Raw genomic sequence first — 23964 nt, 5'->3', positions numbered from 1 at the left:
TTTATCGGGTGGGCTTGACGGTCACCGGCGCCTTGCCCTGCTTCATCTGTTCCAGCAACGGCGCACACTGGTTCGGCTCGCCACCGCTCGGCGCCACCAACGCCAGCAACCCCGCCGCCGGCGCGGCAATCACGCCCAGCGCAACCATCCCGGCCCCGCGCAACAACAGCGGCACGGCTTTCACGCCCGCGCTCGGCTTGATGAACTTGCCCTGCACATACAGCGGCGAGCGCAGGGAAATCAAACGCCAGCCCTTGGATTCCGGGGTGATGGTCAAGTCCAGTTGTTCAGTCGCCATGTTCGCCGTGCCGTCGATATAGATAATCGCGTTCTCGGTATCGAAGACGAACAACTGCGTGGTCGCCAGGCCAGTCTTGATGTCGAAATCCGCCGCCGCGCAGTTGATCTTCACTTCCTTGTCGCCAAAGATCTTGCCGACCACGTAGTTGCCGACATTAAGCCCGGCCAGCTCCATCAACTCGCGGCTGATGGCGCCGTCATTGATCAGCATTTTCAGCTTGCCGTTGGCCGTGCCCAGCAGCTTGGCCACTGAGTTGCCGCGACCGGCGATATCAGCGTCGCCGTTCAACTCGCCGAAACTGGTTTTCATCGGTTCAAAGGTCGGGAACAACTGCTTGAGTTTGAAACCGCGCGCGGTGAGTTTGGCCTGGCCTTCCAGCGGTTCGGTGCGGCCATTGAGGCGAATCTGTGCGTCGAGCTTGCCGCCGGCGACGCCGAAACGCAGGGGTTCGAGGCTCAGCACGCCGTCGGTCAGCACCAGATGCGTATAGAGGTCGGTGAACGGCAACTTCTCGCTGTGGACGATGCGCTTGCCGGTGAATTCGACGTCGGCGTCCATATCGCGCCAGCGCTCGGTCTTGAATTCCTCGACCGGCAACACCTTGTCCGTCGGCTGCTTGCTTTCACCGCCACGGGCCTTTTGCTTGGCGTTGGAGTCGGCACCGATCAACGGCGCGAGGTCGGCAAACAGCAATTGATTGGAAACCAGCGCACCGCTGAGTTTCGGCCGGGGCTGACTGGCGACGTAGGCCAGGTCGCCGTGGATATCACTGGCGCCGATCTTGCCGTTGAAACCCTCGTAGCGGAACTGTGCACCTGCCGCGTCATGCAGTTTGGCGATCAAGTGACCGTCGGTGGCATAGGGCGGGGAGTCCGGCAGGGTTACGCCGGTCAGTGGATACAGGTTGGCCAGGCTGCTGCCGGCCAGTTTCAGGCGCAGGTCCAACGCGCCGAGGTTCAGCGGATCGGTCAGGGTGCCGGCGAGTTCGACGCTGGTGTCGGCGATTTTGACCTGGGCTTGCATCGGGAACGGCTTGGCCGCGTCTTGCAAGGCCAGCAGGCCGCCAATCTTGCCTTCGCCGGCGAGTTTCTGATCGTGGTATTGGCCCTTCACTTTGATTGCGAAGGCGTAGTCCTGAGGGGCGCCGCCCTTCTCGACCGCGGTTTTCGCCGCTTTGTCGCCGACGATGTCGCTGAACGGAATCGGTTTGCCCAGTGGATCGATCAACAGGTCGAGCTGAGTCTTCAGACTCTGGTCGTCGAGGGTCACGTGGCCTTTGTCGAAGCCGATGGCGCCAATGTCCACCACCCAGTTCGACGGTTCGGCGTTCGGGTCTTTCGGATCGAACTTGAAGGTCCAGTTGGCGCGGCCGTCGGCCAGGCGCTGGAGGTCGGCATTGGGTTCGGTGAGGTCGATGCGCGGGATGACCACGCGCTGCGCCAGCAAGGCCAGCGGCGAAATCCGCAGTTCGACGCGCTTGAGCGTGACCATCTGCGGCTTCTTCGACCAGTTCGGGTTGCCCAGGCTCAAGTCCTCGGCCACCACATGCGGCCATGGCACCCAGGCCCGCCAGCCGCCCTCATCGGGCTCACGCTGCCAGACCACCGCGAGGTTGCCATTAATGGCGAACGGACGGTGCAGCTCTTCGGAGACTTTGGTGTTGAGGGTGGGTTTGATCCGGTTCCAATCGAAGAACACGATGACCAGAACCAGTACCGCCAGCAGTACAACAAGGCTGGCGACGGTCCAGCTGATTATTTTTGCAGTGCGCGTCATTGCACAGGGCTCCTGAATACGACTGAGCGCCCTGACTGCGACGCACGTTTGAAACGGCGGGCCAGAAGCGGCGCGCCATGAAATCTACGACTGGAAAACGGCTCGCAGGTTTAACCGAAAGTCTCCTTAACGCTCAAATAATCGTCCGGCGACACAGTGCGCCCGCTACCGACGTTACCGGCCCCGCACTTTTGTGCGGCACGAGTGGGTCGAAAATACCCACCTCGGTGCAAAACCACCGGCCGGAGAAGCCCGATCTAGAGCCTCTACGCGGAACAATCAATTCTGTTGATTATTACCATTGCGTTTATGAACTTTTATATCGACTTATCGAGAGTAGCATTGCCCTCGTACCCACTTTATCGCCCTCCCAAGGAGCAACCCATCATGAAACGCCAATTATTGCTTAGCCTGACCCTCTCGATGCTAGCCAGCACCGCTTTTGCTCTGCCAGCCGCTGATCAGGCCACTCCGCAAGTCGAAGACAATCACTCTGTATTCAGCCAAACCGTTGCCGCCGATGGTTCGGACCGCACTCCACAAGGCCAGACCCTTGCTGAAGGTGGTAATGATCGCCTGAAAGAGAAAGGCCTGATCACTGAAGATGGCTACGACAAAACTCCACAAGGTCAGGCTGTAGCCGAAGACGGTTACGATAAAACCCCACAAGGCCAAGTCGCTGAAAACGGCCGCAACCGTCTTGAAGAAAAAGGCCTGGTTGAAGATGGCTACGACAAAACCCCACAAGGCCAAGCCGTTGCCGAAGGTGGTGGTGACCGTGTTATCGAACGCAACAGCGCTGTGAGCTGAGCCTGTGGCGGCCCTGAAAAAAAGCCCAATCACTGGATTGGGCTTTTGACTTTTACAGCAGCGCCCTTCTTCCTCGCTTGAATCCCTGATCCCCGATCCCCGTTCGACGCCGGCAAAGCCGATTTGCTAGAGTGCGCCGCTGTCCTGTCCAGAAAACACCCTTGCGATGCTGCCCCGCGCCGAACAGAAACAACAGACCCGCAACGCCCTGATGGACGCCGCCCGCCATTTGATGGAATGCGGCCGAGGATTCGGCAGCCTGAGCCTGCGCGAAGTGGCGAAAACCGCCGGGATCGTGCCCACCGGTTTCTACCGGCATTTTGCCGATATGGACGAACTGGGCCTGGTGCTGGTCAGCGAAGTCGGCCAGACCTTCCGCGAAACCATCCGCCTGGTACGCCACAACGAATTCGTCATGGGCGGCATCATTGATGCGTCGGTGCGGATCTTTCTCGATGTGGTCAGCGCCAATCGCTCGCAATTCCTGTTTCTGGCCCGCGAGCAATACGGTGGTTCGCTGCCGGTGCGCCAGGCCATTGGCCGTTTGCGCGAAGGCATCAGTTCCGACCTGGCCTCCGATTTATCGCTGATGCCGAAACTGCAGCATCTGGGCATCGACGGGCTGAGCGTCATGGCCGACCTGATCGTTAAAAGCGTATTTGCCACGTTGCCGGACATTATCGATCCGCCGGTGGAAGCGTTGCCGGAGCATCTGACGCCCCAGGCGAAGATCACTCAGCAACTGCGTTTTATCTTTATTGGGTTGAAGCATTGGCAGGGGCTCGGCAGTACGGAATAACACACATCCTCTGTGAGAGCGGCTTGTGTGGCGAGAGGGCTTGCCCCCGCTGGAGTGCGAAGCGCTCCCTCGCGTCCTATCAGCGCACCGCGTTTCTCAGATTTTACGACTGCTTCACAGCCGAACGGGGTGGTGCGGCATTCCGACAAGCCCCCTCGCCATACATGCCCACCCCCCCCAATTTGGTGCATGAAGAATCCTTCACGCACCAACATGCACCAAAACCCCGCAACATCCTGAAACAACTACTAAGCTCCGACAGGGTTTTCCTACGCATCACCCCAATTGGCAAGCCCCTTGCTCTAGCCTGAGCATTGTCCTTTGCTGGAAGCATTCCGATGCTGGTGATTCATCGCAGAATCGAGCCTCAACCCGTCTGGGCCGCCGAGTTGCACCTGACCTTCGAAGCCCGGAGCAAAAGCCGTTTGCGCTGTTTCAGTGCCGAACAAGAAGACGTCGGGTTGTTTCTGGAGCGCGGCCAGCCGCCGCTGTATGACGGCGAATGCCTGCAGGCCGAAGACGGGCGCATCGTCCGCGTCTGCGCCCGTCCTGAGCAACTGCTGCACGTCACCTGCGCCAATGCTTTCGAACTGACCCGCGCCGCTTATCATCTGGGCAATCGCCACGTTGCCCTGCAAGTCGGTGACGGCTGGCTGCGCCTGCTCGACGACTACGTGCTCAAGGCCATGCTCGAACAGCTGGATGCCAAGGTGGAAAACATTGAGGCGCCGTTCCAGCCGGAACATGGCGCCTATGGCGGCGGCCATCACCACTCGCGCCACGGCGATGAAGATTTCAACTACCCGCCGAAACTGCACCAGTTCGGCGTGCGCTTATGAACCCAGCCTGGGCGCTGTTGCGCCTGGCCAGTCCGCAATTGCCGATTGGCGGCTACAGCTATTCCCAAGGCCTGGAAATGGCGGTGGATAACTTGCGGGTGACGGATGCCGACAGCGCGCGACGCTGGATCAGCGATCAATTGCTGCTCAACCTGGCGCGTTTCGAAGCGCCGTTGCTGCTCGCCCATTGCACAGCGGCGGCGGACGAAAACTGGGCAGACTTGCTGCAACGCTGCGAGGAACATCGCGCCAGCCGCGAAACCCGCGAGTTGCATCAGGAAAGCCGGCAGATGGGCTATTCGTTGCAGCAACTGCTCAACGGTTTGCCCGAACTCGATGCGCCGGCCCGGGCCTTTCTTGAGCAACGCCCCGAACCGCACCTCGCCCTCGGTTGGGCCCTGGCCGCTCGCGCCTGGGGGATCAGTCCTCAAGATGCGCTGGCCGCATGGCTCTGGAGCTGGCTGGAAAACCAATTGGCCGTGCTGATGAAAACCCTGCCCCTGGGCCAGCAAGCCGCCCAGCGCCTGACCAGCCAATTGCTGCCGCTGCTGCAGGAAGCCCAGCAGCACGCCACTCGAATCAACCCCGAACACTATGGCAGCGCCGCTTTCGGCCTGTCCCTGGCGTGCATGGCCCATGAACGCCAGTACAGCCGTCTGTTTCGCTCCTAGGGCCCTTTATTTTGGAGAAGCATATGAACACTCAACCCCTGCGCGTCGGCATCGGCGGCCCGGTCGGCTCCGGCAAAACCGCCCTGACCCTGGCCCTGTGCCTGGCCCTGCGCGACCGCTACAACCTGGCGGTGGTGACCAACGACATCTACACCCGCGAAGACGCCGACTTCCTGGTGCGCAATGAAGCCTTGGCACCGGAACGCATCATCGGCGTGGAAACCGGCGGCTGCCCGCACACGGCGATCCGCGAAGACGCCTCGATCAACCTCGAAGCCGTGGACCAGTTGAACCGGCGCTTTCCGGGGCTGGACCTGATCATTGTCGAGTCCGGTGGCGACAACCTCTCGGCGACCTTCAGCCCGGAACTGTCCGACCTGACCATCTACGTGATCGACGTTTCCGCCGGCGACAAACTGCCGCGCAAGGGTGGACCGGGGATCTGCAAATCCGATCTGCTGGTGATCAACAAGGTCGACCTCGCGCCGCTGGTGGGCGCCTCGCTGGAGCAGATGGACAGCGACACCAAACGCATGCGCAACGGCAAGCCATTCGTCTTCAGCAACCAGAAAACCGGCCTGGGCCTGGAAGACATCATTGCCTTCATCGAACGCCAAGGCCTGCTGATCGCAGCCTGATCACGACTTATCAACAAGGAAGCTTATCCATGACACTCAAACGCATCCTGGGCGCTTTGGCCCTGCTGCTGACCCCAGCCATCGCCTTCGCCCACCCGGGGCATGGCGACAACGGTTTGATCGCCGGCATCAGCCACCCGATTGGTGGCATCGATCACCTGCTGGCGATGGTCGCGGTGGGTTTGTGGGCCGCGCAGCAAAAAGGCGCGGCGCGTTGGGCTCTGCCGTGCACCTTTGTCGGCACCATGCTGATCGGCGGCTTGTTGGGGTTTGAAGGGCTGAACCTGCCGGCGCTGGAAAGCGGGATTGCGGCCTCGGTGCTGGCGCTGGGCCTGGCCGTGGCCTTGGCGGTGCGTCCGCCGTTGAGCGTGGCCGTTGCAGCGACTGCATTGTTTGCGCTGTTCCACGGCGTGGCCCATGGTCTGGAATTGCCGGACATGTCCAGCCCTTGGGCGTATGCCGCAGGGTTTGTGGCGGCGACGGCGGCATTGCATGCAGCCGGTTATGCGGTGGTGCGCGTGCTGCCTCAGGCGGCGGCGCCGTTGATTCGCGTCGCGGGTGCGGCTTCCGCGGCGACCGGGGTCTGGTTGTTGGCGGGCTAAGCCCCCCAGAGATCGTTCCCACGCTCCGCGTGGGAATGCAGCCCGTGACGTTCCGCGTCACTGGACGCGGAGCGTCCCTAGAGGCATTCCCACGCGGAGCATGGGAACGATCGACCCGCTCACTCTGCTACCATGTCGCGCAATCGCCCCTGCCGTGACGACGCCAGCCAATGCCCCATGCTTCCCGCTCTGCCTCCCAGCCTGAATTGACCGCCCTGTTCGCTTCGGTGCAACAGCATTTCCAGGACGTGATCGTGCCGCTCTGGCAAGGCCCCGGCTGGAACGCCGACATGGCGCTGCCGTATGAAGCGCTGGACGCCGGGCATCAAACGCTGGCGCCACAACGCTATCGAGCCATGGCCTGCGCCCGCCAGCTGTATCTGTTTTCCAGCCTGATCGGCCAGGTGCCGGCGGCCGAAGAACGCGCGGCAGCGTTGTTCCGTTCCTTGCAGCAGCATTTCCACGATGCCGAGCACGGTGGCTGGTTCTACAGCATCGACCCGCAAGGCGCGCCGCTGGATCAGCGCAAAGACCTCTATACCCACGCCTTCATCCTGTTCGCCTGCGCCCATTACTGGGACAAGGTGCGCGAACCGCTGGTGGAGTCGGTGCTCAATGCCGCGCAGGAAGTCGTGGCCCAGCGCTTCGCCACGGACGACGGTCTGTACGAAGCGTGCCTTGAGCGCGACTGGTCATCCCTCGACACCGGCCCGCTGCAAAACCCGTTGATGCACCTGGCCGAAGCCTTCCTCGCCACCCTGTCGGTACGCGAAGACGCTGGCGCCCAAGCTGCGCTCGTCAAGTTATGCACAGTCATGCACAAGCGGTTCATCGATCCACAGACCGGTGTGTTGATGGAAAAACCGCTGGGGGCTGTGGATAACTGGTTTGAACCGGGGCATCAATTCGAATGGTATTTCCTGCTGGAGTCCTCGCCATTGCTGCGTGGATCGAAGCTGCATGCCTCGCTGGACCGGGCCTTTGCTTTCACTGAGCACCTGGGCGTGGATCCACAGACAAACGCTGTTCGAGCGATGCTCGATCTGGATGGCCGCGCGAAGGACGGCACTGAAAGAATCTGGGCCCAGGCTGAATACCTGCGCGCACTGACGTTGCGGCCGGACGGCGAGGCAGTGGTGCTGCGCCAATTGCAGGCGTTGCAGCAGCGGTTTCTGCATGTTGGCGGTTGGTATGAGTGTCGGGATGAGGAAGGCGAAGTCAGCCGCAAGGACATGCCTTCGACTACGCCTTATCACTTGGCGACTTGTTACCGCGGGCTGGTTGAATATTTGCGCTGAGTTCGAGATCGCTTTCGCGGGCAAGCCTCGCTCCTACAGGATTTATGTTTGAACGCGGTAATGCGAACGACACATAACCTGTAGGAGCGAGGCTTGCCCGCGAATGGCCTTGAAGCGGTCACCGGCCAATCACGCAATCCACTTCCGATCCCCGGTAAAACTGATGGTCAGCCATCGCGCCGCATCCGCCTTGCCCAACTTCGCGGAAATCTCCTCGCGCAATACATCCAGCTGCCCCACGCCGTGCAGCGGATAATCCGTCGGCAACACCACATGAATTTCGATAAACCGCGCCCGACCGTGCTTCTGCACGTAGGAAATGTAGTCGTCGAAACCATGCTCGACCTTCGCCGCGTCCATCACCTGGCGCACCTTGTCGTTGAGTTGATCCGGGACAATCCCCAGTACATCGCGCAGCGCTGGACGCAGTATTTTGAAGGCTGGTGGCAGCATGCTCAGGGCCAGCAGAATCAGGATCAAGGGGTCGACATACACCGCCCACTCGCCATAGCCCTGGGACTTGAGCAGCAGCGCGGTCAGGAAACTGACCAACAGGCCCACCGAAAGCATCGCGTCCACCAGCCAACTGATGTTGTCGAACTGGATCAGCGTCGATTTAAGCTTGCGATTGCGATGGCGCACGTAGAAGAAATAGGCGAACTCAACGACGGTAAACACCGCCGCATAGATGATCACCAACCCCAGCTCGATCTCGCGGCCGCCATTGATGATGCCGAACACACCGTTGAGAAAGGCGTAGATCGCGATCAGGAACAGGAAGCTGCCTTCGATCAGCAACACCATGGGCTCCAGGTGCCAGAAGCCGAACTGGAAGCGGTGGTTACTTTCTTTGGCGATCAGTTTGGCGGTGATCAGCATCAAGACCTTGATAAAGGTCGCGATCAACGAGAAAAAACCATCGAACAGGATGGATTGGGCACCCGAAACAAAACCGGTAACGATCCCGGCGATCGCCACGGCGAACATCAGGATGGTCGATTGTTTGAGCAGTGACTGCTCACCTCGGTTACTCACGTAGCCTCCTCTGAAAACCCTGGAAACCGCGGGGTGCGGTGGGGTTGTTGGGCGGGAGTCTACCTTATGCCTTGTTTTGCCCGGTTTTTGTGGCGAGGGGGCTTGCCCCCGTTCGGATGCGCAGCAGCCGCAAACCTGAGAATGCGGCATATCTGACAAAACGTGGCGTTTGGCTCAGGGGCTGCTACGCAGCCCAACGGGGGCAAGCCCCCTCGCCACAGGCAAGCCCCCTCGCCACAGGCAAGCCCCCTCACCACAGGCAAGCCCCCTCGCCACAATTAAGCCTTGCCACCATTACGCTCAATGGAGAACCCGGCCCAGGTCTGGCTCACCGGCATCAACTCCAGGCTGTTGATGTTGATATGCGCCGGGGCATTGAGGACCCAGAAAATGGTATCGGCAATGTCCTGCGGCTGAATCGGCTCGGCCCCGGCGTAGGTGGCGTTGTAGCGCTCCTGGTCACCGGCGAAACGCACCAGGGAGAACTCGCTTTCGCACAGCCCCGGCTCGATGTTACTAACGCGTACGCCCGTGCCTTGCAGGTCGCAGCGCAGGTTCAGGGAGAACTGTTTGACGAACGCTTTGCTCGCGCCATACACGTGACTGCCTGGGTACGGGTAGTTGCCGGCGATGGAGCCGAGGTTGACGATGCCGGCGCCACGACCGTGGGCGATCAGGCGCGGCAGCAGCAGGCGAGTGCTGTACATCAGGCCTTTGATGTTGGTATCGACCATGGTGTCCCAGTCGTCCAGGTCACACTTGGGCGCCGGGTCCACGCCCAGGGCCAGGCCGGCGTTGTTGATCAGCCCGCGCAGCTTGGCGAAGGACGGCGGCAGATTGGCAATCGCCTCCTCCATGGCCTTGCGATCACGCACGTCGAGCACCAGGCCATGGACCTCGGTCTGCTTCGACAACTCGGCGCACAGGGCGTTGAGGCGCTCTTCACGACGGCCCGTCAGCACCAGTTTCCAACCCGCCTCGGCAAAACGACGGGCACAGGCTTCGCCAAAACCGGACGTTGCGCCGGTGATAAACAGGGTGTTGGACATCGTGTTCTCCTTGCTTCGGCTGATCGGCAGCCATTGGAATAGAAAATCAGCAGCCAGCATGCCCGGCGCGGCGCTGACCGGCAACCTCGTTCCCCGGTGTTTTCTGTACAAAAAACAACCAGCCGAAGCGGCGCCTTACCCACCGTGGCTTGCAGCCATGTGCGCGCACGTTATCCACAGGCCGGTCCACAGTCTTTGGGGGCAAGTGCAAAAGCTGCAAGCCGCTGTGTATAAGGCTTTGCGAGCAGCACAGAAAGTTTTTTGCTTGACCCTCGACCGCTCGCCGTGTAGCCCCATGGCATTTTGCACGATTGGCCACACCCAAGAACGATGGCGCCAAGCCAGTAACGACGGCCCTCAGCCAAGTCTTTCCAGAGTTTAACCACAGACTTATCCACAGGCTGGCACACCTGCATTCCTGCCGTTTTCGCCCACAACAAAAAGGTTGACAACCACAGCTCATGGTCCGGGAAAAATGTCTGATCAAAAAACAACCACAAGTCTGCAAGCCACGGTTTCAAAGGCTCTCAGCCAGCTACTCCCACGTTATTCACAGCCAGCTCCACAGCAAACGGGGACAAGTCAAAACCGTGACAAAACAACTATTTGCAGCGGCTTTATGTCGCGGTTTGAGAGCTTGCGAATATTGTTTTCCACAATTTCCATTTGCCTTGAATCGCGGCCCCGTATAGGAGCTGCCGAAGGCTGCGATCTTTTGCTTTTGCGGTTTAAAAGCAAGATCAAAAGATCGCAGCCTCGTTTCTCTCGACAGCCCCTACGGGGGATTTGTGTGGGCATAAAAAAACGCCCTGGCGTGGAGTGCGTCAGGGCGTTTTTTATGGGGCCGAAGGCTTAGTGCCCGCCGAGATACGCGTTACGCACCTCCTCGTTCACCAGCAGCTCCTTGCCGGTGCCTGTTAGGCGAATCTCGCCGTTGACCATCACGTACGCCCGGTCCGAGAGCTTGAGCGCGTGGTTGGCGTTCTGCTCGACCAGGAAGATGGTCATGCCGGTTTTTGCCAGTTCCCGCAGAGTCGCGAAAATCTGTTTCACCACGATTGGCGCCAGGCCCAGGCTCGGCTCATCAAGCAGCAACAACTTCGGCCGGCTCATCAGTGCCCGGGCGATGGCGAGCATTTGCTGTTCGCCGCCGGACATGGTCATGGCCCGCTGGGTGCGCCGCTCTTCGAGCCGTGGAAACAGCTCGAACATGCGCTGCATGTCTTCCTTGGCGTACTTGTCGCCAATCGGGATGGTGCCCATCAACAGGTTTTCCTCGACGGTCATGTCGGGGAACACCCGCCGCCCTTCCGGCGATTGCGCGATGCCGTGGGACGCGATGTAGTGGGACGACTTGTGGGTGATATCCACCCCTTGATAGATGATCTGCCCGTCAGCGGCGCGAGGCTGGCCGAAGATCGACATCAGCAGGGTCGACTTGCCGGCGCCATTGGAGCCGATCAGGCTGACGGTTTCGCCTTCGTTGATGTGCAGCGAGACTTTCTTCAGGGCCTGGATCGGCCCGTAAAACACATCCAGATCCTTCAGTTCGAGGATGGGTTGGCTCATAGCACCACTTCCTCTTCATCAGCGCCCAGGTAGGCCGCAATCACTTTCGGGTCGTTGCGAATGGCATCAGGCCCGCCCTCGGCGATGACGATGCCGTGGTCCAGTACCACGATGTGGTCGGAAATGCTCATGACCATGCCCATGTCGTGCTCGATCAGCACCACGGTCAGGTCGTGCTCGTCGCGCAGCAGCCTGATCATCGCGCTCAGTGCTTCGGTTTCCTGAGGGTTAAGGCCGGCGGCCGGTTCGTCGAGGCAGATGATCTGCGGCCGCGTGCACATGGCCCGGGCGATTTCCAGGCGACGTTGCTGCCCGTAGGAGAGCTCGCCCGCCAGACGGTTGGCGCAGTCCACCAGGTCCACCACTTCCAGCCAGTAGAACGCATGGTCCAGCGCATCACTTTCAGCCTTGCGATAGCCCTTGGTGTTGAGGATGCCCGCGAGCATTTTGCGGTTGACCCACATGTGTTGGGCCACCAGCAGGTTTTCCAGCACCGACATTTCCTTGAACAGGCGAATGTTCTGGAATGTGCGCGCCAAACCGGCACGGTTTACCAGATGGGTACCGCCGAACATCTTGTAGTACATCCGGCTAAGGAAAGATTTCGGCGAAACGAAATCCACCGGTTTGAAGGACTCGCCCAGCAACTGGATAACGTTGGTCTGCTCGCCGCGCACATTGAGTTCAATCTTGCCGCCCGAGGCTTTGTAGAACCCGGTCAGGCAGTTGAACACCGTGGTCTTGCCGGCGCCGTTGGGGCCGATCAGGGCGAAGATCGAGTTGCGGTGCACCTTGAGGCTGACATCGCTCAACGCCTTGATGCCGCCGAAGTGCATCATCAGCTTCTCGACCGAGAGTACGACTTCGCTCATGGCGCTACTCCTTTACGCGGGGTCACACCGGTACGGCTGATCCGGATCAGGCCGCGCGGTCGCCAGATCATCATCAACACCATCAGGATGCCGAACAGCAGCACGCGGTATTCCGCGAAGCCGCGCAGCAGTTCCGGGGCCACGGTCAGCACGAAGGCAGCGATAACCACGCCGATGGTCGACCCCATGCCGCCGAGTACCACGATGGCGAGGATCAGGGCCGATTCGAAGAAGGTGAACGAGGTCGGGTTGACGAAACCTTGATAGGTCGCAAAGAACACACCCGCCAGACCGGCGGTCGAGGCACCGATGGTGAACGCCGAGAGCTTGACCAGTACGTGGTTCAGGCCCATGGAGCGGCAGGCGATTTCGTCTTCACGCAGGGCTTCCCAGGCGCGGCCGACCGGCATTTTCACCAGACGATGCTTGATGTACAGCACGGCCAGGACCACCAGGAACAACACCGCATAGATGAAGTAATACTTCACGTCCGGGTTGTAGGCGATGCCGAAGAACTCATGGAACGGCACCCCGCCGTCCTTCGCGCGTTTACCGAACTCCAGGCCGAAGAAGGTAGGCAGTGGCGCCGCCATGCCATTCGGGCCGCCGGTCAGGGACAGCCAGTTGTTGAGGATCAAGCGGATGATTTCACCGAAGCCCAGGGTCACGATCGCCAGGTAGTCACCGTGCAGGCGTAACACCGGGAAACCGAGAATGCACCCGGCCAGTCCCGCCGTGATCGCCGCCAGCGGCAGCACCGTCCAGAAACCCAGGCCCAGGTATTGATAACCGAGCGCCAGGCCGTAGGCACCGATGGCGTAGAACGCCACGTAACCCAGGTCGAGCAAGCCGGCCAGGCCGACCACGATGTTCAGGCCCAGGCCCAGCAACACGTAGATCAAACCGAGGATGACCACGCCCAGCAGGTAGGAGTTGGAGAAGAACGGGAACACCACGGCAATGACGATTACCAGCGGGATGATCCAGCGCAAGCGGGTTTTGTAATCGGGCGGCAGTACATGAACCCCGGAACCGGTGCTTTCAAAACCTTCGAGGATTTTCAGGCCCTTGGGGGTTTGCAGGAACAGGCTCAGGGCAAAACGGCCAGCCATGACGATGGCGACAATCCACGCCACACGGGTCGGTTGCAGGTTGAAGCCGTAGCCGTCGAGGACCACGCCGACAATCGGGCCGAACACAATCAGGGCAACGAGGCCGGCAAGAATCGCGTCAACCAGGCTTCTTTTGAGATCAATGGTTTTTTTAGTGGTTGAAGACATCGCTTACACCTTCGACACAAGAGGACGGCCGAGCAGGCCTTGGGGCCGAAAGACCAGAACGAGAACGAGCAGCGAGAAGCTGAAAACGTCTTTGTAGTCCGAGTTCACCAGGCCCGAGAACAGCGACTCGGAAATCCCGAGGATGATCCCGCCGAGCATCGCCCCAGGCAGCGAACCGATGCCGCCGAGTACCGCGGCGGTGAACGCCTTGATCCCGATGACGAAGCCTGCGTAAAAGTCGAACGTGCCGTAGTTCATGGTGATCAGCACGCCGGCCAGGGCCGCCATCGCTGCACCGATGATGAATACGTAGGAAATCACGCGGTCGGTGTTGATCCCCAGGATCGAGGCCATCTTGCGGTCTTGCTGGGTGGCACGGCACATGCGGCCGAGCTTGGTGTACTTGATGACATAGGTCAGCAGGGCCATCCCGGCGAACGCTGCGACCAGAATGAAGATCTTGGTGTAGGTCAGCTGGACGAAGCCAGTGCCGACATCCACGCGCCATGCGCCGGTCAGGAGTGTGGGCACACCCTGTTGCCGCGCACCTTGGGCGATTTGTGCATAGTTTTGCAGGATCAGGGAAATACCGATGGCGCTGATCAGCGGTGCCAGTCGTGTGGAGTTGCGCAGCGGTTTGTAGGCGACGCGTTCGATGACCCAGCCATACACCGCCGTGACGACGATGGTGAAGACCAGTGTGCCGAGCATCAGCAGAGGGAAGGATTCAATACCGAAGTAAGCCAGCAGAGCCAGACTGATTGCCGCGAGGTAAGCGGAAATCATGTAAACCTCGCCGTGGGCGAAGTTGATCATGCCGATGATGCCATAGACCATTGTGTAGCCGATGGCGATCAGGCCATAGACCGACCCGAGGGTCAGACCGTTGACCAGTTGCTGCAGGAAAATACCATCCATAACGCAATCTCACGCATTTGAGAGACTGCACAGAAGCGGGTTGCAACGGACCGGGGTTCAGCCGCCAGTGCAACACGGTTGTGTGCAGCTCTACGAGAAAAGACAGGTACTGCACGGACATGTTCTCTGACTGCCCGGCGCACAAGGCACCGGGCAATCAGCGGTTCATATCACTTCTGTTTTTCCAGCTGGTGGTATTTGCCGTCCTTGTCCCACTGGTAAACCACGTAGTCGGAGACTTTCAGGTCGCCCTTGCTGTCCCAGGTCTTCTCGCCCATGACGGTCTTGACCGGGTTTTTCTTCAGCCAGGCAGCCGCTTCTTCGCCCTTGTTGGACTTGGCGCCATTGAAAGCGGCAGCCAGGGTCTGGACCGACGCGTAGGCGTACAGGGTGTAGCCTTCAGGCTCGGTGCCTTTTTTGCGGAACTCGTCCACTACCGTCTTGCTGTCTGGCAGCAGGCGCGGGTCGGCGCCGAAGGTCATGAGCACGCCGTCGACGTATTGCGGGCCGCCAGCGGTGGTCACCAGTTCGTCGGTCACGATGCCGTCGTCGGACATGAATTTCACGTCTTTCAGGCCTTCGGTACGCAGTTGTTTAACCAGTGGACCAGCCTCTGGGTGCAGACCACCGAAGTAGACCACGTCGGCACCGGCCGCCCGGATCTTGGTGACCACGGCGCTGAAGTCTTTCTCGCCGCGGGTCAGGCCTTCGTACAGCACTGGCGTTACACCGCGCTTGACCAGCTGAGCCTTGGTGGCATCCGCCAGGCCTTGGCCGTAGGTGTCTTTGTCGTGCAGTACGGCGACTTTCTTGCCCTTGAGCACGTCGACGATGTAGTCGCCGGCCACGATGCCTTGCTGGTCGTCACGCCCGCACATACGGAACATGGCGCTCAGGCCGCGCTCGGTCACCTGTGGGTTGGTGGAACCTGGAGTGATCGCAATGATGCCCGCTTCGTCGTAGATCTCGGAAGCCGGAATGGTGGATGAGGAGCAGAAGTGACCGACGACGCCGGCGACTTTCTGGTTGGTCAGGTCCTTGGCGACCGTCACAGCCTGTTTCGGTTCGCAGGCGTCATCGCCCTTGACCAGTACGATTTTTTCCCCGTTGACGCCGCCCGATGCGTTGATCGCATCGGCTGCTGCCTGTGCACCCTTCATGTACTGCTCGCCAAATGCCGCGTTGGCGCCAGTCATTGGACCTGCCACACCGATTTTCACATCAGCCTGTGCAAACGCAGAAACACCCAACGCAGTTGCCACTGCGAGGGCCAGAAAGCCTTTCTTGTAAAACGTCTGGGACATGAGGTGGTGCTCCAAGGTTTTTTTTAGTTGGCACTGCGACTTCTGTGGTTGCTCAGAGCAAGCGCCGTGCCATCGGTTTTTTATTCTGAAAAAAGTCGCTGCTTTATTGTTATTTCGACTGTTTCGATCCCATTTTCATTGGGCGTGCAACCGTCTAAACCGCGGAAGGTGAAACCATTTATTTCAAAAGGCGCAACCCGCACGCGCCATCATTGCAACCGCGGCGCCAAACGACGTGCAACCAGCCTGTAACAGCCTGCGTCACCGAAGTGCACACTCGTGGTGCGCAACTGCTACAACCCGCACCACTACAGGCTAGTCGCTGCGCGAAAAAGCGCCGCTCCCCCGCAACAAAATTCAACAATCAAATCACGATCCGCAAGCACTGGCCTGCGTGATACAGCGAAAAACCGGCCTCATACAGACAGCTGCGCAAGCCGACACCCGCCAGGGGCTGCATCGGTGCGAACGGAATCGGTAGTGCTTGAGGATTTCCGTTACACAAATAGTCGGCAAACGCTTTGCCGACCACCGTGCCCGTCGTCACGCCCCGGCCGTTGTAACCGGTAACTGCCACTATTCCGGGCGCCGGTTCGAACAGGCGCATCAGGTGATCGGGGGTAAAGGCGATGCAGCCAGTCCAGGTGCACTCCCATTCCACCGGTTTCAGGTAGGGAAAGTAATGCTGCTGAACGCGGTCGGCCCAGGCTTTCAAGAACCAGGTCGGTTTCTGATTGCCATTACCGAGGCTGCCGAGCAACAGACGCCCGTCCTTATCGCGACGGATGCTGCTCAGAACCTGGCGGGTGTCCCACGAACCCTGGCCGCCGGGCAGAATCTGTTGCGCAGCGTCATCGGTCAGCGGCACCGAGGCCACTTGGTAGTAATAACCGGGAAAAAAGTTGCGCCGAAGTTCTGTCCAGTCGCCTTCGGTGTAGGCGTTGGAAGCGATCACTACCTGATCGGCAAGCACCGAACCTTGGGCGGTTTGCACCGACCAGCGCTGGCCCTGACGTTCCAGCCGGGTCACCGGGGAATGATCGAACAGTTGACCGCCGAGGTTGATGGCCGCTTTGGCCAGCCCGGTCGTATAAGCCATCGGATTGATGGTGCCAGCACGTCGATCCAGCAGCGCAGCGGCGATCTTTTTGGTGCCGGTCGCTTGTTCGCAGGCCTGGCCGGTCAACAGTTCCACCGGCGCCCCACGGCGCTTCCATTGTTCTTCACGACTGCGCAGATCCGCTTCGCCACGGCTGTTGTGCGCCATGTGCAGCGTGCCTTCGCGGCGCAGTTGGCAATCGATGTTGTACTTATCCACAAGGCTGAACACCAGGGACGGTGCTGCACCAAGCATGCGGTTGAGCTGACTGCCCACCGCTTCGCCGAACCCGGCTTCGATCTCGTCCGGTGGAATCCACATCCCGGCGTTGACCAGCCCGACGTTGCGCCCCGAGCCACCATGGCCGGCGCGATGGGCTTCCACCACGCAGACGCTTTTACCTGCTTCCAACAGATGCACCGCCGCCGACAGACCGGTAAAACCGGCGCCGATGACGCAGACATCGATCGTTACTTCGCCCTTGAGCGCCGCGTTATCAGGCCTTTGCGGCGTCAGTTTTTCCCACAGACACTCTTCGCGTAACGGCATTGCCAGACTCCAATCAGAAACCTAACCATCACACACTGATCGTTCCCACGCTCTGCGTGGGAATGCAGCCCGGGACGCTCCGCGTCCCAAAAGCGGACGCAGAGCGTCCATTGAGGCATTCCCACGCAGAGCGTGGGAACGATCAACACAAGCTGCAAGCCAGTCTGCTTGAAGCTTGAGGCTTGCAGCTTGCAGGCTGCTTTTAATCGAACGTAATCCCCTGGGCCAACGGCAGCTCCAGCGAATAGTTCACGGTGTTGGTCTGGCGGCGCATGTAGGCGCGCCAGGCATCGGAGCCCGATTCACGACCGCCACCGGTTTCCTTCTCGCCACCAAATGCCCCGCCGATTTCCGCGCCGCTCGGGCCGATGTTGACGTTGGCGATGCCGCAGTCGCTGCCCACGTCCGACATGAACTGCTCGGCTTCACGCACGTCGGTGGTGAAGATGCACGACGACAGACCTTGCGGTACGGCGTTGTTCAAGCGCATCGCTTCGTTGAAATCGGTGTAGCCGACCACGTAGAGGATCGGCGCGAAGGTTTCGCTGCACACCACGTCGCTTTGCTCCGGCATCTCAACGATGGCCGGCGAAACGTAGTAAGCATTCGGGAATTTGTCTTCCAGTTGACGCTTGCCGCCAAACACCCGGCCGCCTTCGCTCAAGGCTTGTTCCAGCGCTTCCTGCATGTTTTCGAAGCTGTTTTTGTCGATCAGCGGGCCGATCAGATTGCCTTCCAGCGGGTTGCCGATGCGCACCTTGGCGTAGGCAGCCTTCAGGCGGGTGACGATTTCTTCTTTTACCGATTCATGAGCGATCAGGCGACGCAGGGTGGTGCAGCGTTGACCGGCGGTGCCGACGGCGCTGAACAGGATCGCGCGAACGGCCATGTCCAGGTCGGCGCTTGGGCCAAGAATCATGGCGTTGTTGCCGCCCAGTTCCAGGATGCTGCGAGCGAAACGGGCGGCGATTTTCGGCGCCACTTCGCGGCCCATGCGGGTGCTGCCGGTGGCGCTGATCAGCGCGACACGCGGGTCATCGACCAGGGCTTCGCCGGCATCGCGGCCGCCGATGATCACTTGGCTCAGGTGCGGCGGCGCATCGCTGAAGTTTTTCAGGACGCGGTCGAACAGTGCCTGACAGGCCAGGGCGGTCAGCGGGGTTTTCTCCGACGGTTTCCAGATCACCGGGTTGCCGCAGACCAGCGCCAGCGCGGTGTTCCAGGCCCAAACCGCGACCGGGAAGTTGAACGCGCTGATCACGCCGACAACGCCCAGCGGGTGCCAGGTTTCACGCATGTGGTGGCCAGGACGCTCGGAAGCGATGGTCAAACCGTACAGCTGGCGGGACAGACCGACGGCGAAGTCGCAGATGTCGATCATTTCCTGAACTTCGCCCAAGCCTTCCTGGGTGATCTTGCCGGCTTCCCAGGACACCAGCTCACCGAGATCAGCCTTGTATTCACGCAGGATGTCGCCCAATTGGCGCACCAGTTCGCCACGGCGCGGTGCCGGGACCTTGCGCCACAGTTCGAACGCATGATCTGCGCGACTGATGTGCTGCTCGACTTCGGCAGCGCCTTCCCAGTTCACGCTGGCAATCTGGCTGCCATCGATCGGCGAATGCACCGGCACTTTGCCGTTCTGGTACAGGGCCGGGTTTACACCAAGACGATCAAGCAATGCGGCAACCATGGGTCACTCCTCAAGCAAAAAACGGAAATCGTGCAGCCGGAATATCACGGCTGATCAGGCCTGTAGTTGTAGCGCCACTCAGACGAGCCAACAAACGACCATTAAGCGAGATATCATTCCGTTTATTCATGCTTCGCATCTGTCGGTAAAAGAAAAGCATAGAGCAACAAGAAAAAGGACCACCCATGCTGAATAAACGCTACTTGCCGTCGATCACCGCCCTGCAGTGTTTCGAGGCCGTGACCCGGCATTTGAGCTTCACCCGGGCCGCCGAAGAGCTGAACCTGACCCAGAGCGCCGTCAGCAAGCAGGTGGCGCAGCTGGAAGAATTGCTGCAGCACCTGCTGTTCCGCCGGGTGCGCCGACGCCTGCAAATGACCCCGGCCGGTGATTTGTACCTGGTGGAAGTGCGAAAAATCCTCACGCAAGTGGAGATGTCGACCCACTACCTGCGTTCCTACGGCGGTGATACCGAAGTCCTGCGCGTGTCGACGCCGCCGACCTTCGGCGCCCGCTGGCTGGTGCCGCGTCTGAAAGGCTGGCGCCTGCGTCATCCCTCGATTCATCTAGATTTGTGCAGCGAGCAGGAAGCCGACGACCTGCTGCAAGGTCGCAGCGACCTGGCGTTCTACTTCGGCCAAGGCTCGCGGCCCGGCACCGAAAGCCTGAAGCTGTTTGGCGAAGAGCTTGTTCCTGTGTGTGCACCGGGCAGCCTGCCGGATAAGCCTTTCACCGACCCGACGCAACTCGCCGACCTGGTCCTGCTGCAAAACGCCTCCCGGCCCCAGGCCTGGCACGACTGGTTCGACAACCAGGGCTACCACACCGAACACAGCTACCACGGCCCGCGCTTCGAAACCTTTTATATGTGCATCCGTGCCGCACAGGTTGGCTGCGGCGTGGCGTTGCTGCCACGGTTTCTGGTGGAGGAGGAATTGGCGGACGGCAAACTGGTGATTCCTTGGAAGCATGCGATGCCCAGTTCCGACGCTTATTACCTGGCGTACCCCGAGCATTCGGCGGAAGTGCCCAAGGTGCGGGATTTTGTGAAGTGGATGTTGGAGCAGATTGATAGCCCGGATGCGCCGCAACATTAAGTCCGCATGCGATACCTGTGGCGAGGGGGCTTGCCCCCGTTGCGTCGCGAAGCGGCCCTGAAATCGACGACTGCTGCGCAGCCGAACGGGGGCAAGCCCCCTCGCCACAAAGGCTCGCGCCCACAGGAATCGGCCGCGGTCTAAAAAATCGCTGGCAATCCGCACCTCTGATATGCGCCACTAGCCCCATTCATTAATACAGCTGAAACGTCGCGAGCACGGGCCGCGGCCAGCCTGGAGATTCCCTTATGAGCGAGAGCGTATTCGGCGATCGCATCGTGCAGAACCTGCTCGACACCGACTTCTACAAACTGACGATGATGCAGGCGGTGCTGCACAACTACCCTAACGTGGAAGTCGAATGGGAGTTTCGTTGCCGTAACAGTGAGGATTTGCGCCCGTACCTGGCGGAGATCCGCTACCAGATCGAGCGTCTGGCCGAGTTGAGCCTGAGCGCCGACCAGTTGAGTTTCCTGGAACGCATCAGCTTCATGAAGCCGGATTTCCTGCGCTTTCTCGGCTTGTTCCGCTTCAACCTGCGGTACGTCCACACCGGCATCGAAAACGGCGAGCTGTTCATCCGCCTGCGCGGGCCGTGGCTGCATGTGATTCTGTTCGAAGTGCCAATGCTGGCGATCGTCAGCGAAGTGCGTAACCGCTATCGCTACCGCGAAGTCGTGCTGGAACAGGCGCGCGAGCAGCTCTACCGCAAGTTCGACTGGCTGACGGCCAACGCCAGCAGCGATGAATTGTCCGAATTGCAGGTCGCCGATTTCGGCACTCGCCGCCGGTTTTCGTACCGCGTGCAGGAAGAAGTGGTGAACGTGCTCAAGCACGATTTCCCCGGGCGTTTCGTCGGCACCAGCAACGTGCACCTGTCCCGGGAGCTGAACATGAAACCCTTGGGCACCATGGCCCACGAGTGGATCATGGCCCATCAACAACTCGGCCCACGGTTGATCGACAGTCAGATTGCGGCCCTCGATTGCTGGGTTCGCGAGTATCGCGGTTTGCTGGGGATCGCCCTGACCGACTGCATCACCACCGATGCCTTCCTCGGCGATTTCGACCTGTATTTCGCCAAGCTCTTCGACGGTTTGCGCCACGATTCCGGGGACCCGGTGCTGTGGGCGGAAAAATCCATCGCCCATTACCACAAGCTCGGCATCGACCCGATGAGCAAGACCCTGGTGTTCTCCGACAGCCTGACGCTGCCCAAGTCCCTGGAAATATTCCGTGCGCTGCGCGGTCGGATCAATGTCAGTTTCGGCATCGGCACCAACCTGACCTGTGACATACCAGGTGTTGAACCGATGAGCATCGTGCTTAAAATGACCGCCTGCAACGGTCAGCCCGTGGCCAAGATTTCCGATGAGCCTGGCAAGACTCACTGCAAAGACCCGAATTTCGTCGCCTACTTGCGACACGTGTTCAAAGTCCCTGCCCTTTCCAGTATTCCCAGCAAGGAGTGAATTCATGCAAGCCGAACAGCGTGAGATTGCTGAACAGCTCAACGTCCAGCCGCCGTTCGCCGACCAGGCCGCCCTCGAGGCTGAAGTCGCCCGGCGGATTACCTTTATCCAGGATTGCCTGGTCAATTCCGGTCTCAAGACCCTGGTACTGGGTATCAGCGGCGGCGTCGATTCCCTGACTGCCGGGCTGTTGGCCCAGCGTGCCATGCGCGAACTGCGCACCCGCACCGGTGACGACAGTTACAAGTTCATCGCCGTGCGCCTGCCGTACGAAACCCAGTTCGATGAACACGATGCCCAGGCTTCGGTGGACTTCATCGCGCCGGACGAACGCCACACCGTGAACATCGGCCCGGCGGTCAAATCCCTGGCCAGTGAAGTCGCAGCGTTCGAAGGCAAGCATGCGGTGTCGGTGGATTTCGTGCTCGGCAACACCAAGGCGCGGATGCGCATGGTCGCCCAGTACACCATCGCCGGCGCGGCACAGGGGCTGGTGATCGGTACTGACCACGCGGCGGAAGCCGTGATGGGCTTCTTCACCAAGTTCGGTGACGGCGCCTGCGATCTGGCGCCGTTGAGCGGGTTGGTGAAGAACCAGGTCCGGGCGATTGCCCGCAGCTTCGGTGCGCCGGAGTCGTTGGTGGAGAAGGTCCCGACAGCGGACCTTGAAGACCTGTCGCCGGGCAAGCCGGACGAAGCGTCCCATGGCGTGACGTATGCCGAGATTGACGCGTTCCTGCACGGCGAGCCGGTGCGTGAGGACGCGTTCAAGATCATCTGTGATACGTACAGGAAGACGCATCACAAGCGGGTGATGCCGTTTGCGCCGTAAGCCGTAATACCTGCCTTCAGCATTCTCCGAATGCCGAAGGCAGTGCTGTGTTCATACCACCTGGAAAGAGTAGCTTTCCCTCACTAGCCCAGAGTCATAGCTTCCTTCTACGTGGAACACGTGAGTATCGCTCGCTAAATCTCGGAGCTGCAGTTCCCAAACACCGAGGGCGTCGACGATCGGATTGCCCACCAGATCCGTTCTATTTTTAACGCTGAGTTCTTCTCCCGCGGCACCAGTACCGGTCAATACAATCGAACGATCCCTCGTCGTCCCATTGATTGGAATGGGATTGCCCGTGGAGTCTCTCGCCAGTCGAATGATTGGCAGGCGCTGATCCACACAGCGAAATACACGATTATGACCAGCAATGGATTCAGCCACCTTGACGACATAGAGCTGTTGAGTGAGGTCCTCCAATCGTACTTTCCAGTTACCCTCAGGATCGGCCATTGCAGATTTTTCTTCACCGCTGGCGGGGAAAACCCTGACCAACTGAAGCGGTGAAGCGGTGCCTATGACGTCCACTGTCGTCGAAGCCGTGTAACGAGCGGGTGGAATGTCATAACCGTCGCGGTCTTTTATTGCTCTGATCCAGACCGTCCCTTTCACAGCTTCCACGGTCACGTGCCAGATGTTGGACGATACTTCGCGGCTCACTGCCTTGAACGCATATTGCGTGTCCTGGTTCAAGTCCGTCACTATGAAAGCCCAGTTACCCTTTGGAGAATACGCTCCACCCCAATGTGAATCCCCGACAAAAAATTCGACGTAGCCATTAACAGCGGCTGAGCCTTTAAACACTAGAGTGGTGGAGGCGGTAATGCCGCCGTCAGGAACCGAATTTCCCTCAGTGTCCACGACCTCCAAAATCAAGGGTTGTATCTCTTCTACCCGAACCTGCCAGGCAAGCGAAGGCACCCCGTAGGCAGAAGCCCTGATGCCATACGTCCTGCCTCTGGTCAAATTTTCCAGGGAATAGTCCCATTTGCCATCTGTTGCTTGGGCTACCCCTCGTTTTTGCCCGTCGACAAGAACGTCAACAACATCGTCCATCCCTGCGGTTCCGCTCAGGTTCAGCGTGGTGGAGCTGGTGGCTCCCCCGTCAAGAATCGGGCGTCCCTCAGCGTCGGTGATGGACGTAATTTCAGGCACAACGTTTCGATTCGACATGATCCGATGCTCTCTCGATGGCATCACCGCGATAGCGGAGAACTCAAGAGCGATTTGACGCCTGGAATTGAAGCCCTGCCTACTGTCATAAATAACAGGTCAACCTAGCTTTCGGACCAATGGTCGGGTTCTGACAGGCGAAAAAAAGACGCCTGTGCGGGTAATGCCGATCAGTTAAGCCCTTTTACTTGACCTTTGGCCGCAAGAAATCAAAATCCGATGCCTGTATTGGCATCGGATTTTTTTATGCGTCTCGCTCGGGCACTGGAACTGACCCACAACATCGTC

Annotated in this window: 21 protein-coding genes; 10 read left to right on the top strand and 11 right to left on the bottom strand. The window is 59.8% G+C overall.

Annotated elements, in window-relative coordinates:
- Position 1: 1 nt before the first annotated feature.
- Complete coding sequence (locus FQ192_RS23100) at positions 2-2077, bottom strand: AsmA family protein (RefSeq protein WP_149660608.1); 2076 nt, start codon at positions 2075-2077, stop codon at positions 2-4.
- A gap of 387 nt (positions 2078-2464) precedes the next feature.
- On the opposite strand from FQ192_RS23100, the gene FQ192_RS23095 reads away from it, so the two are divergent.
- From FQ192_RS23095 to FQ192_RS23065, 7 genes are all read left to right on the top strand, one after another.
- Positions 2465-2887 (top strand): hypothetical protein, encoded by a 423-nt coding sequence (locus FQ192_RS23095; RefSeq protein ID WP_149660736.1) that lies wholly within the window; start codon positions 2465-2467, stop codon positions 2885-2887.
- 166 nt (positions 2888-3053) lie between these two features.
- A complete protein-coding gene (locus tag FQ192_RS23090) occupies positions 3054-3686 on the top strand; it encodes a TetR family transcriptional regulator (protein WP_149660607.1) in 633 nt (210 codons plus the stop codon).
- Between the two features lie 338 nt (positions 3687-4024).
- Positions 4025-4525: an urease accessory protein UreE gene (gene ureE / locus FQ192_RS23085; protein ID WP_149660606.1), complete on the top strand. Its 501-nt coding sequence runs from the start codon at positions 4025-4027 to the stop codon at positions 4523-4525.
- Positions 4522-5196 carry an urease accessory protein UreF gene (locus FQ192_RS23080; RefSeq protein WP_149660605.1) on the top strand — a complete coding sequence of 225 codons (675 nt, stop codon included), beginning with the start codon at positions 4522-4524 and terminating at the stop codon, positions 5194-5196. Before ureE ends, FQ192_RS23080 begins: the two co-directional genes overlap by 4 nt.
- Positions 5197-5219: 23 nt before the next feature.
- On the top strand, positions 5220-5834 hold the full coding sequence (gene ureG, locus FQ192_RS23075; RefSeq protein ID WP_149660604.1) for an urease accessory protein UreG: 615 nt from the start codon (positions 5220-5222) through the stop codon (positions 5832-5834).
- 29 nt (positions 5835-5863) lie between these two features.
- A complete protein-coding gene (locus FQ192_RS23070) occupies positions 5864-6436 on the top strand; it encodes a HupE/UreJ family protein (RefSeq protein WP_149660603.1) in 573 nt (190 codons plus the stop codon).
- Between the two features lie 170 nt (positions 6437-6606).
- On the top strand, positions 6607-7734 hold the full coding sequence (locus FQ192_RS23065) for an AGE family epimerase/isomerase (protein WP_149660602.1): 1128 nt from the start codon (positions 6607-6609) through the stop codon (positions 7732-7734).
- A 129-nt stretch (positions 7735-7863) separates the two neighbouring features.
- On the opposite strand, the gene FQ192_RS23060 is transcribed toward FQ192_RS23065, so the two are convergent.
- From FQ192_RS23060 to FQ192_RS23010, 9 genes are all read right to left on the bottom strand, one after another.
- Positions 7864-8769, bottom strand: a complete 906-nt coding sequence (locus tag FQ192_RS23060; RefSeq protein WP_149660601.1) for a cation diffusion facilitator family transporter — start codon at positions 8767-8769, stop codon at positions 7864-7866.
- A gap of 278 nt (positions 8770-9047) precedes the next feature.
- A complete protein-coding gene (locus tag FQ192_RS23050; protein WP_054044081.1) occupies positions 9048-9818 on the bottom strand; it encodes an SDR family oxidoreductase in 771 nt (256 codons plus the stop codon).
- A gap of 852 nt (positions 9819-10670) precedes the next feature.
- Complete coding sequence (locus FQ192_RS23040) at positions 10671-11387, bottom strand: ABC transporter ATP-binding protein (RefSeq protein WP_123513958.1); 717 nt, start codon at positions 11385-11387, stop codon at positions 10671-10673.
- Positions 11384-12259 carry an ABC transporter ATP-binding protein gene (locus tag FQ192_RS23035; RefSeq protein WP_149660599.1) on the bottom strand — a complete coding sequence of 292 codons (876 nt, stop codon included), beginning with the start codon at positions 12257-12259 and terminating at the stop codon, positions 11384-11386. The genes FQ192_RS23040 and FQ192_RS23035 overlap by 4 nt, the downstream gene beginning before the upstream one ends.
- Positions 12256-13539 carry a high-affinity branched-chain amino acid ABC transporter permease LivM gene (gene livM, locus FQ192_RS23030; protein WP_149660598.1) on the bottom strand — a complete coding sequence of 428 codons (1284 nt, stop codon included), beginning with the start codon at positions 13537-13539 and terminating at the stop codon, positions 12256-12258. The genes FQ192_RS23035 and livM overlap by 4 nt, the downstream gene beginning before the upstream one ends.
- A 3-nt stretch (positions 13540-13542) precedes the next feature.
- Entirely contained in the window at positions 13543-14457 is a 915-nt protein-coding gene (locus FQ192_RS23025; RefSeq protein WP_123402406.1) for a branched-chain amino acid ABC transporter permease LivH, read from the bottom strand.
- Positions 14458-14627: 170 nt separating this feature from the next.
- Positions 14628-15761, bottom strand: coding sequence for a branched-chain amino acid ABC transporter substrate-binding protein (locus tag FQ192_RS23020; RefSeq protein ID WP_149660597.1), 1134 nt, complete (start codon positions 15759-15761; stop codon positions 14628-14630).
- Between the two features lie 364 nt (positions 15762-16125).
- On the bottom strand, positions 16126-17409 hold the full coding sequence (locus tag FQ192_RS23015) for an FAD-binding oxidoreductase (RefSeq protein ID WP_149660596.1): 1284 nt from the start codon (positions 17407-17409) through the stop codon (positions 16126-16128).
- A 202-nt stretch (positions 17410-17611) separates the two neighbouring features.
- On the bottom strand, positions 17612-19102 hold the full coding sequence (locus FQ192_RS23010; RefSeq protein ID WP_149660595.1) for an aldehyde dehydrogenase family protein: 1491 nt from the start codon (positions 19100-19102) through the stop codon (positions 17612-17614).
- A gap of 185 nt (positions 19103-19287) precedes the next feature.
- On the opposite strand from FQ192_RS23010, the gene FQ192_RS23005 reads away from it, so the two are divergent.
- From FQ192_RS23005 to nadE, 3 genes are all read left to right on the top strand, one after another.
- Positions 19288-20199 (top strand): LysR family transcriptional regulator, encoded by a 912-nt coding sequence (locus tag FQ192_RS23005; protein WP_149660594.1) that lies wholly within the window; start codon positions 19288-19290, stop codon positions 20197-20199.
- A gap of 248 nt (positions 20200-20447) precedes the next feature.
- Complete coding sequence (gene pncB, locus FQ192_RS22995) at positions 20448-21671, top strand: nicotinate phosphoribosyltransferase (protein WP_149660593.1); 1224 nt, start codon at positions 20448-20450, stop codon at positions 21669-21671.
- 4 nt (positions 21672-21675) lie between these two features.
- Positions 21676-22503 carry an ammonia-dependent NAD(+) synthetase gene (nadE, locus tag FQ192_RS22990; protein WP_149660592.1) on the top strand — a complete coding sequence of 276 codons (828 nt, stop codon included), beginning with the start codon at positions 21676-21678 and terminating at the stop codon, positions 22501-22503.
- Positions 22504-22554: 51 nt separating this feature from the next.
- Here the strand turns inward: nadE and FQ192_RS22985 are convergent, their stop codons facing one another.
- Positions 22555-23676 carry a hypothetical protein gene (locus tag FQ192_RS22985; RefSeq protein ID WP_149660591.1) on the bottom strand — a complete coding sequence of 374 codons (1122 nt, stop codon included), beginning with the start codon at positions 23674-23676 and terminating at the stop codon, positions 22555-22557.
- Between the last annotated feature and the right edge of the window lie 288 nt (positions 23677-23964).

Source organism: Pseudomonas sp. ANT_J12 (assembly GCF_008370045.1).
GTDB lineage: Bacteria > Pseudomonadota > Gammaproteobacteria > Pseudomonadales > Pseudomonadaceae > Aquipseudomonas.
The sequence above is the reverse complement of the archived record's forward strand: the minus strand, read 5'-3'. Positions and strand labels throughout refer to the sequence as shown.

Excerpts from the sequence above, each read along its gene's own strand:
- FQ192_RS23015 (WP_149660596.1), bottom strand. The coding sequence starts at position 17,409 with ATGCCGTTACGCGAAGAGTGTCTGTGGGAAAAACTGACGCCGCAAAGG.
- FQ192_RS23035 (WP_149660599.1), bottom strand. The coding sequence starts at position 12,259 with ATGAGCGAAGTCGTACTCTCGGTCGAGAAGCTGATGATGCACTTCGGC.
- nadE (WP_149660592.1), top strand. The coding sequence starts at position 21,676 with ATGCAAGCCGAACAGCGTGAGATTGCTGAACAGCTCAACGTCCAGCCG.
- FQ192_RS23025 (WP_123402406.1), bottom strand. The coding sequence starts at position 14,457 with ATGGATGGTATTTTCCTGCAGCAACTGGTCAACGGTCTGACCCTCGGG.
- pncB (WP_149660593.1), top strand. The coding sequence starts at position 20,448 with ATGAGCGAGAGCGTATTCGGCGATCGCATCGTGCAGAACCTGCTCGAC.
- FQ192_RS23095 (WP_149660736.1), top strand. The coding sequence starts at position 2,465 with ATGAAACGCCAATTATTGCTTAGCCTGACCCTCTCGATGCTAGCCAGC.
- ureG (WP_149660604.1), top strand. The coding sequence starts at position 5,220 with ATGAACACTCAACCCCTGCGCGTCGGCATCGGCGGCCCGGTCGGCTCC.
- FQ192_RS23020 (WP_149660597.1), bottom strand. The coding sequence starts at position 15,761 with ATGTCCCAGACGTTTTACAAGAAAGGCTTTCTGGCCCTCGCAGTGGCA.
- ureE (WP_149660606.1), top strand. The coding sequence starts at position 4,025 with ATGCTGGTGATTCATCGCAGAATCGAGCCTCAACCCGTCTGGGCCGCC.
- FQ192_RS23005 (WP_149660594.1), top strand. The coding sequence starts at position 19,288 with ATGCTGAATAAACGCTACTTGCCGTCGATCACCGCCCTGCAGTGTTTC.
- livM (WP_149660598.1), bottom strand. The coding sequence starts at position 13,539 with ATGTCTTCAACCACTAAAAAAACCATTGATCTCAAAAGAAGCCTGGTT.
- FQ192_RS22985 (WP_149660591.1), bottom strand. The coding sequence starts at position 23,676 with ATGTCGAATCGAAACGTTGTGCCTGAAATTACGTCCATCACCGACGCT.
- FQ192_RS23010 (WP_149660595.1), bottom strand. The coding sequence starts at position 19,102 with ATGGTTGCCGCATTGCTTGATCGTCTTGGTGTAAACCCGGCCCTGTAC.
- FQ192_RS23100 (WP_149660608.1), bottom strand. The coding sequence starts at position 2,077 with ATGACGCGCACTGCAAAAATAATCAGCTGGACCGTCGCCAGCCTTGTT.
- FQ192_RS23065 (WP_149660602.1), top strand. The coding sequence starts at position 6,607 with ATGCCCCATGCTTCCCGCTCTGCCTCCCAGCCTGAATTGACCGCCCTG.
- FQ192_RS23070 (WP_149660603.1), top strand. The coding sequence starts at position 5,864 with ATGACACTCAAACGCATCCTGGGCGCTTTGGCCCTGCTGCTGACCCCA.
- FQ192_RS23080 (WP_149660605.1), top strand. The coding sequence starts at position 4,522 with ATGAACCCAGCCTGGGCGCTGTTGCGCCTGGCCAGTCCGCAATTGCCG.
- FQ192_RS23050 (WP_054044081.1), bottom strand. The coding sequence starts at position 9,818 with ATGTCCAACACCCTGTTTATCACCGGCGCAACGTCCGGTTTTGGCGAA.
- FQ192_RS23040 (WP_123513958.1), bottom strand. The coding sequence starts at position 11,387 with ATGAGCCAACCCATCCTCGAACTGAAGGATCTGGATGTGTTTTACGGG.
- FQ192_RS23090 (WP_149660607.1), top strand. The coding sequence starts at position 3,054 with ATGCTGCCCCGCGCCGAACAGAAACAACAGACCCGCAACGCCCTGATG.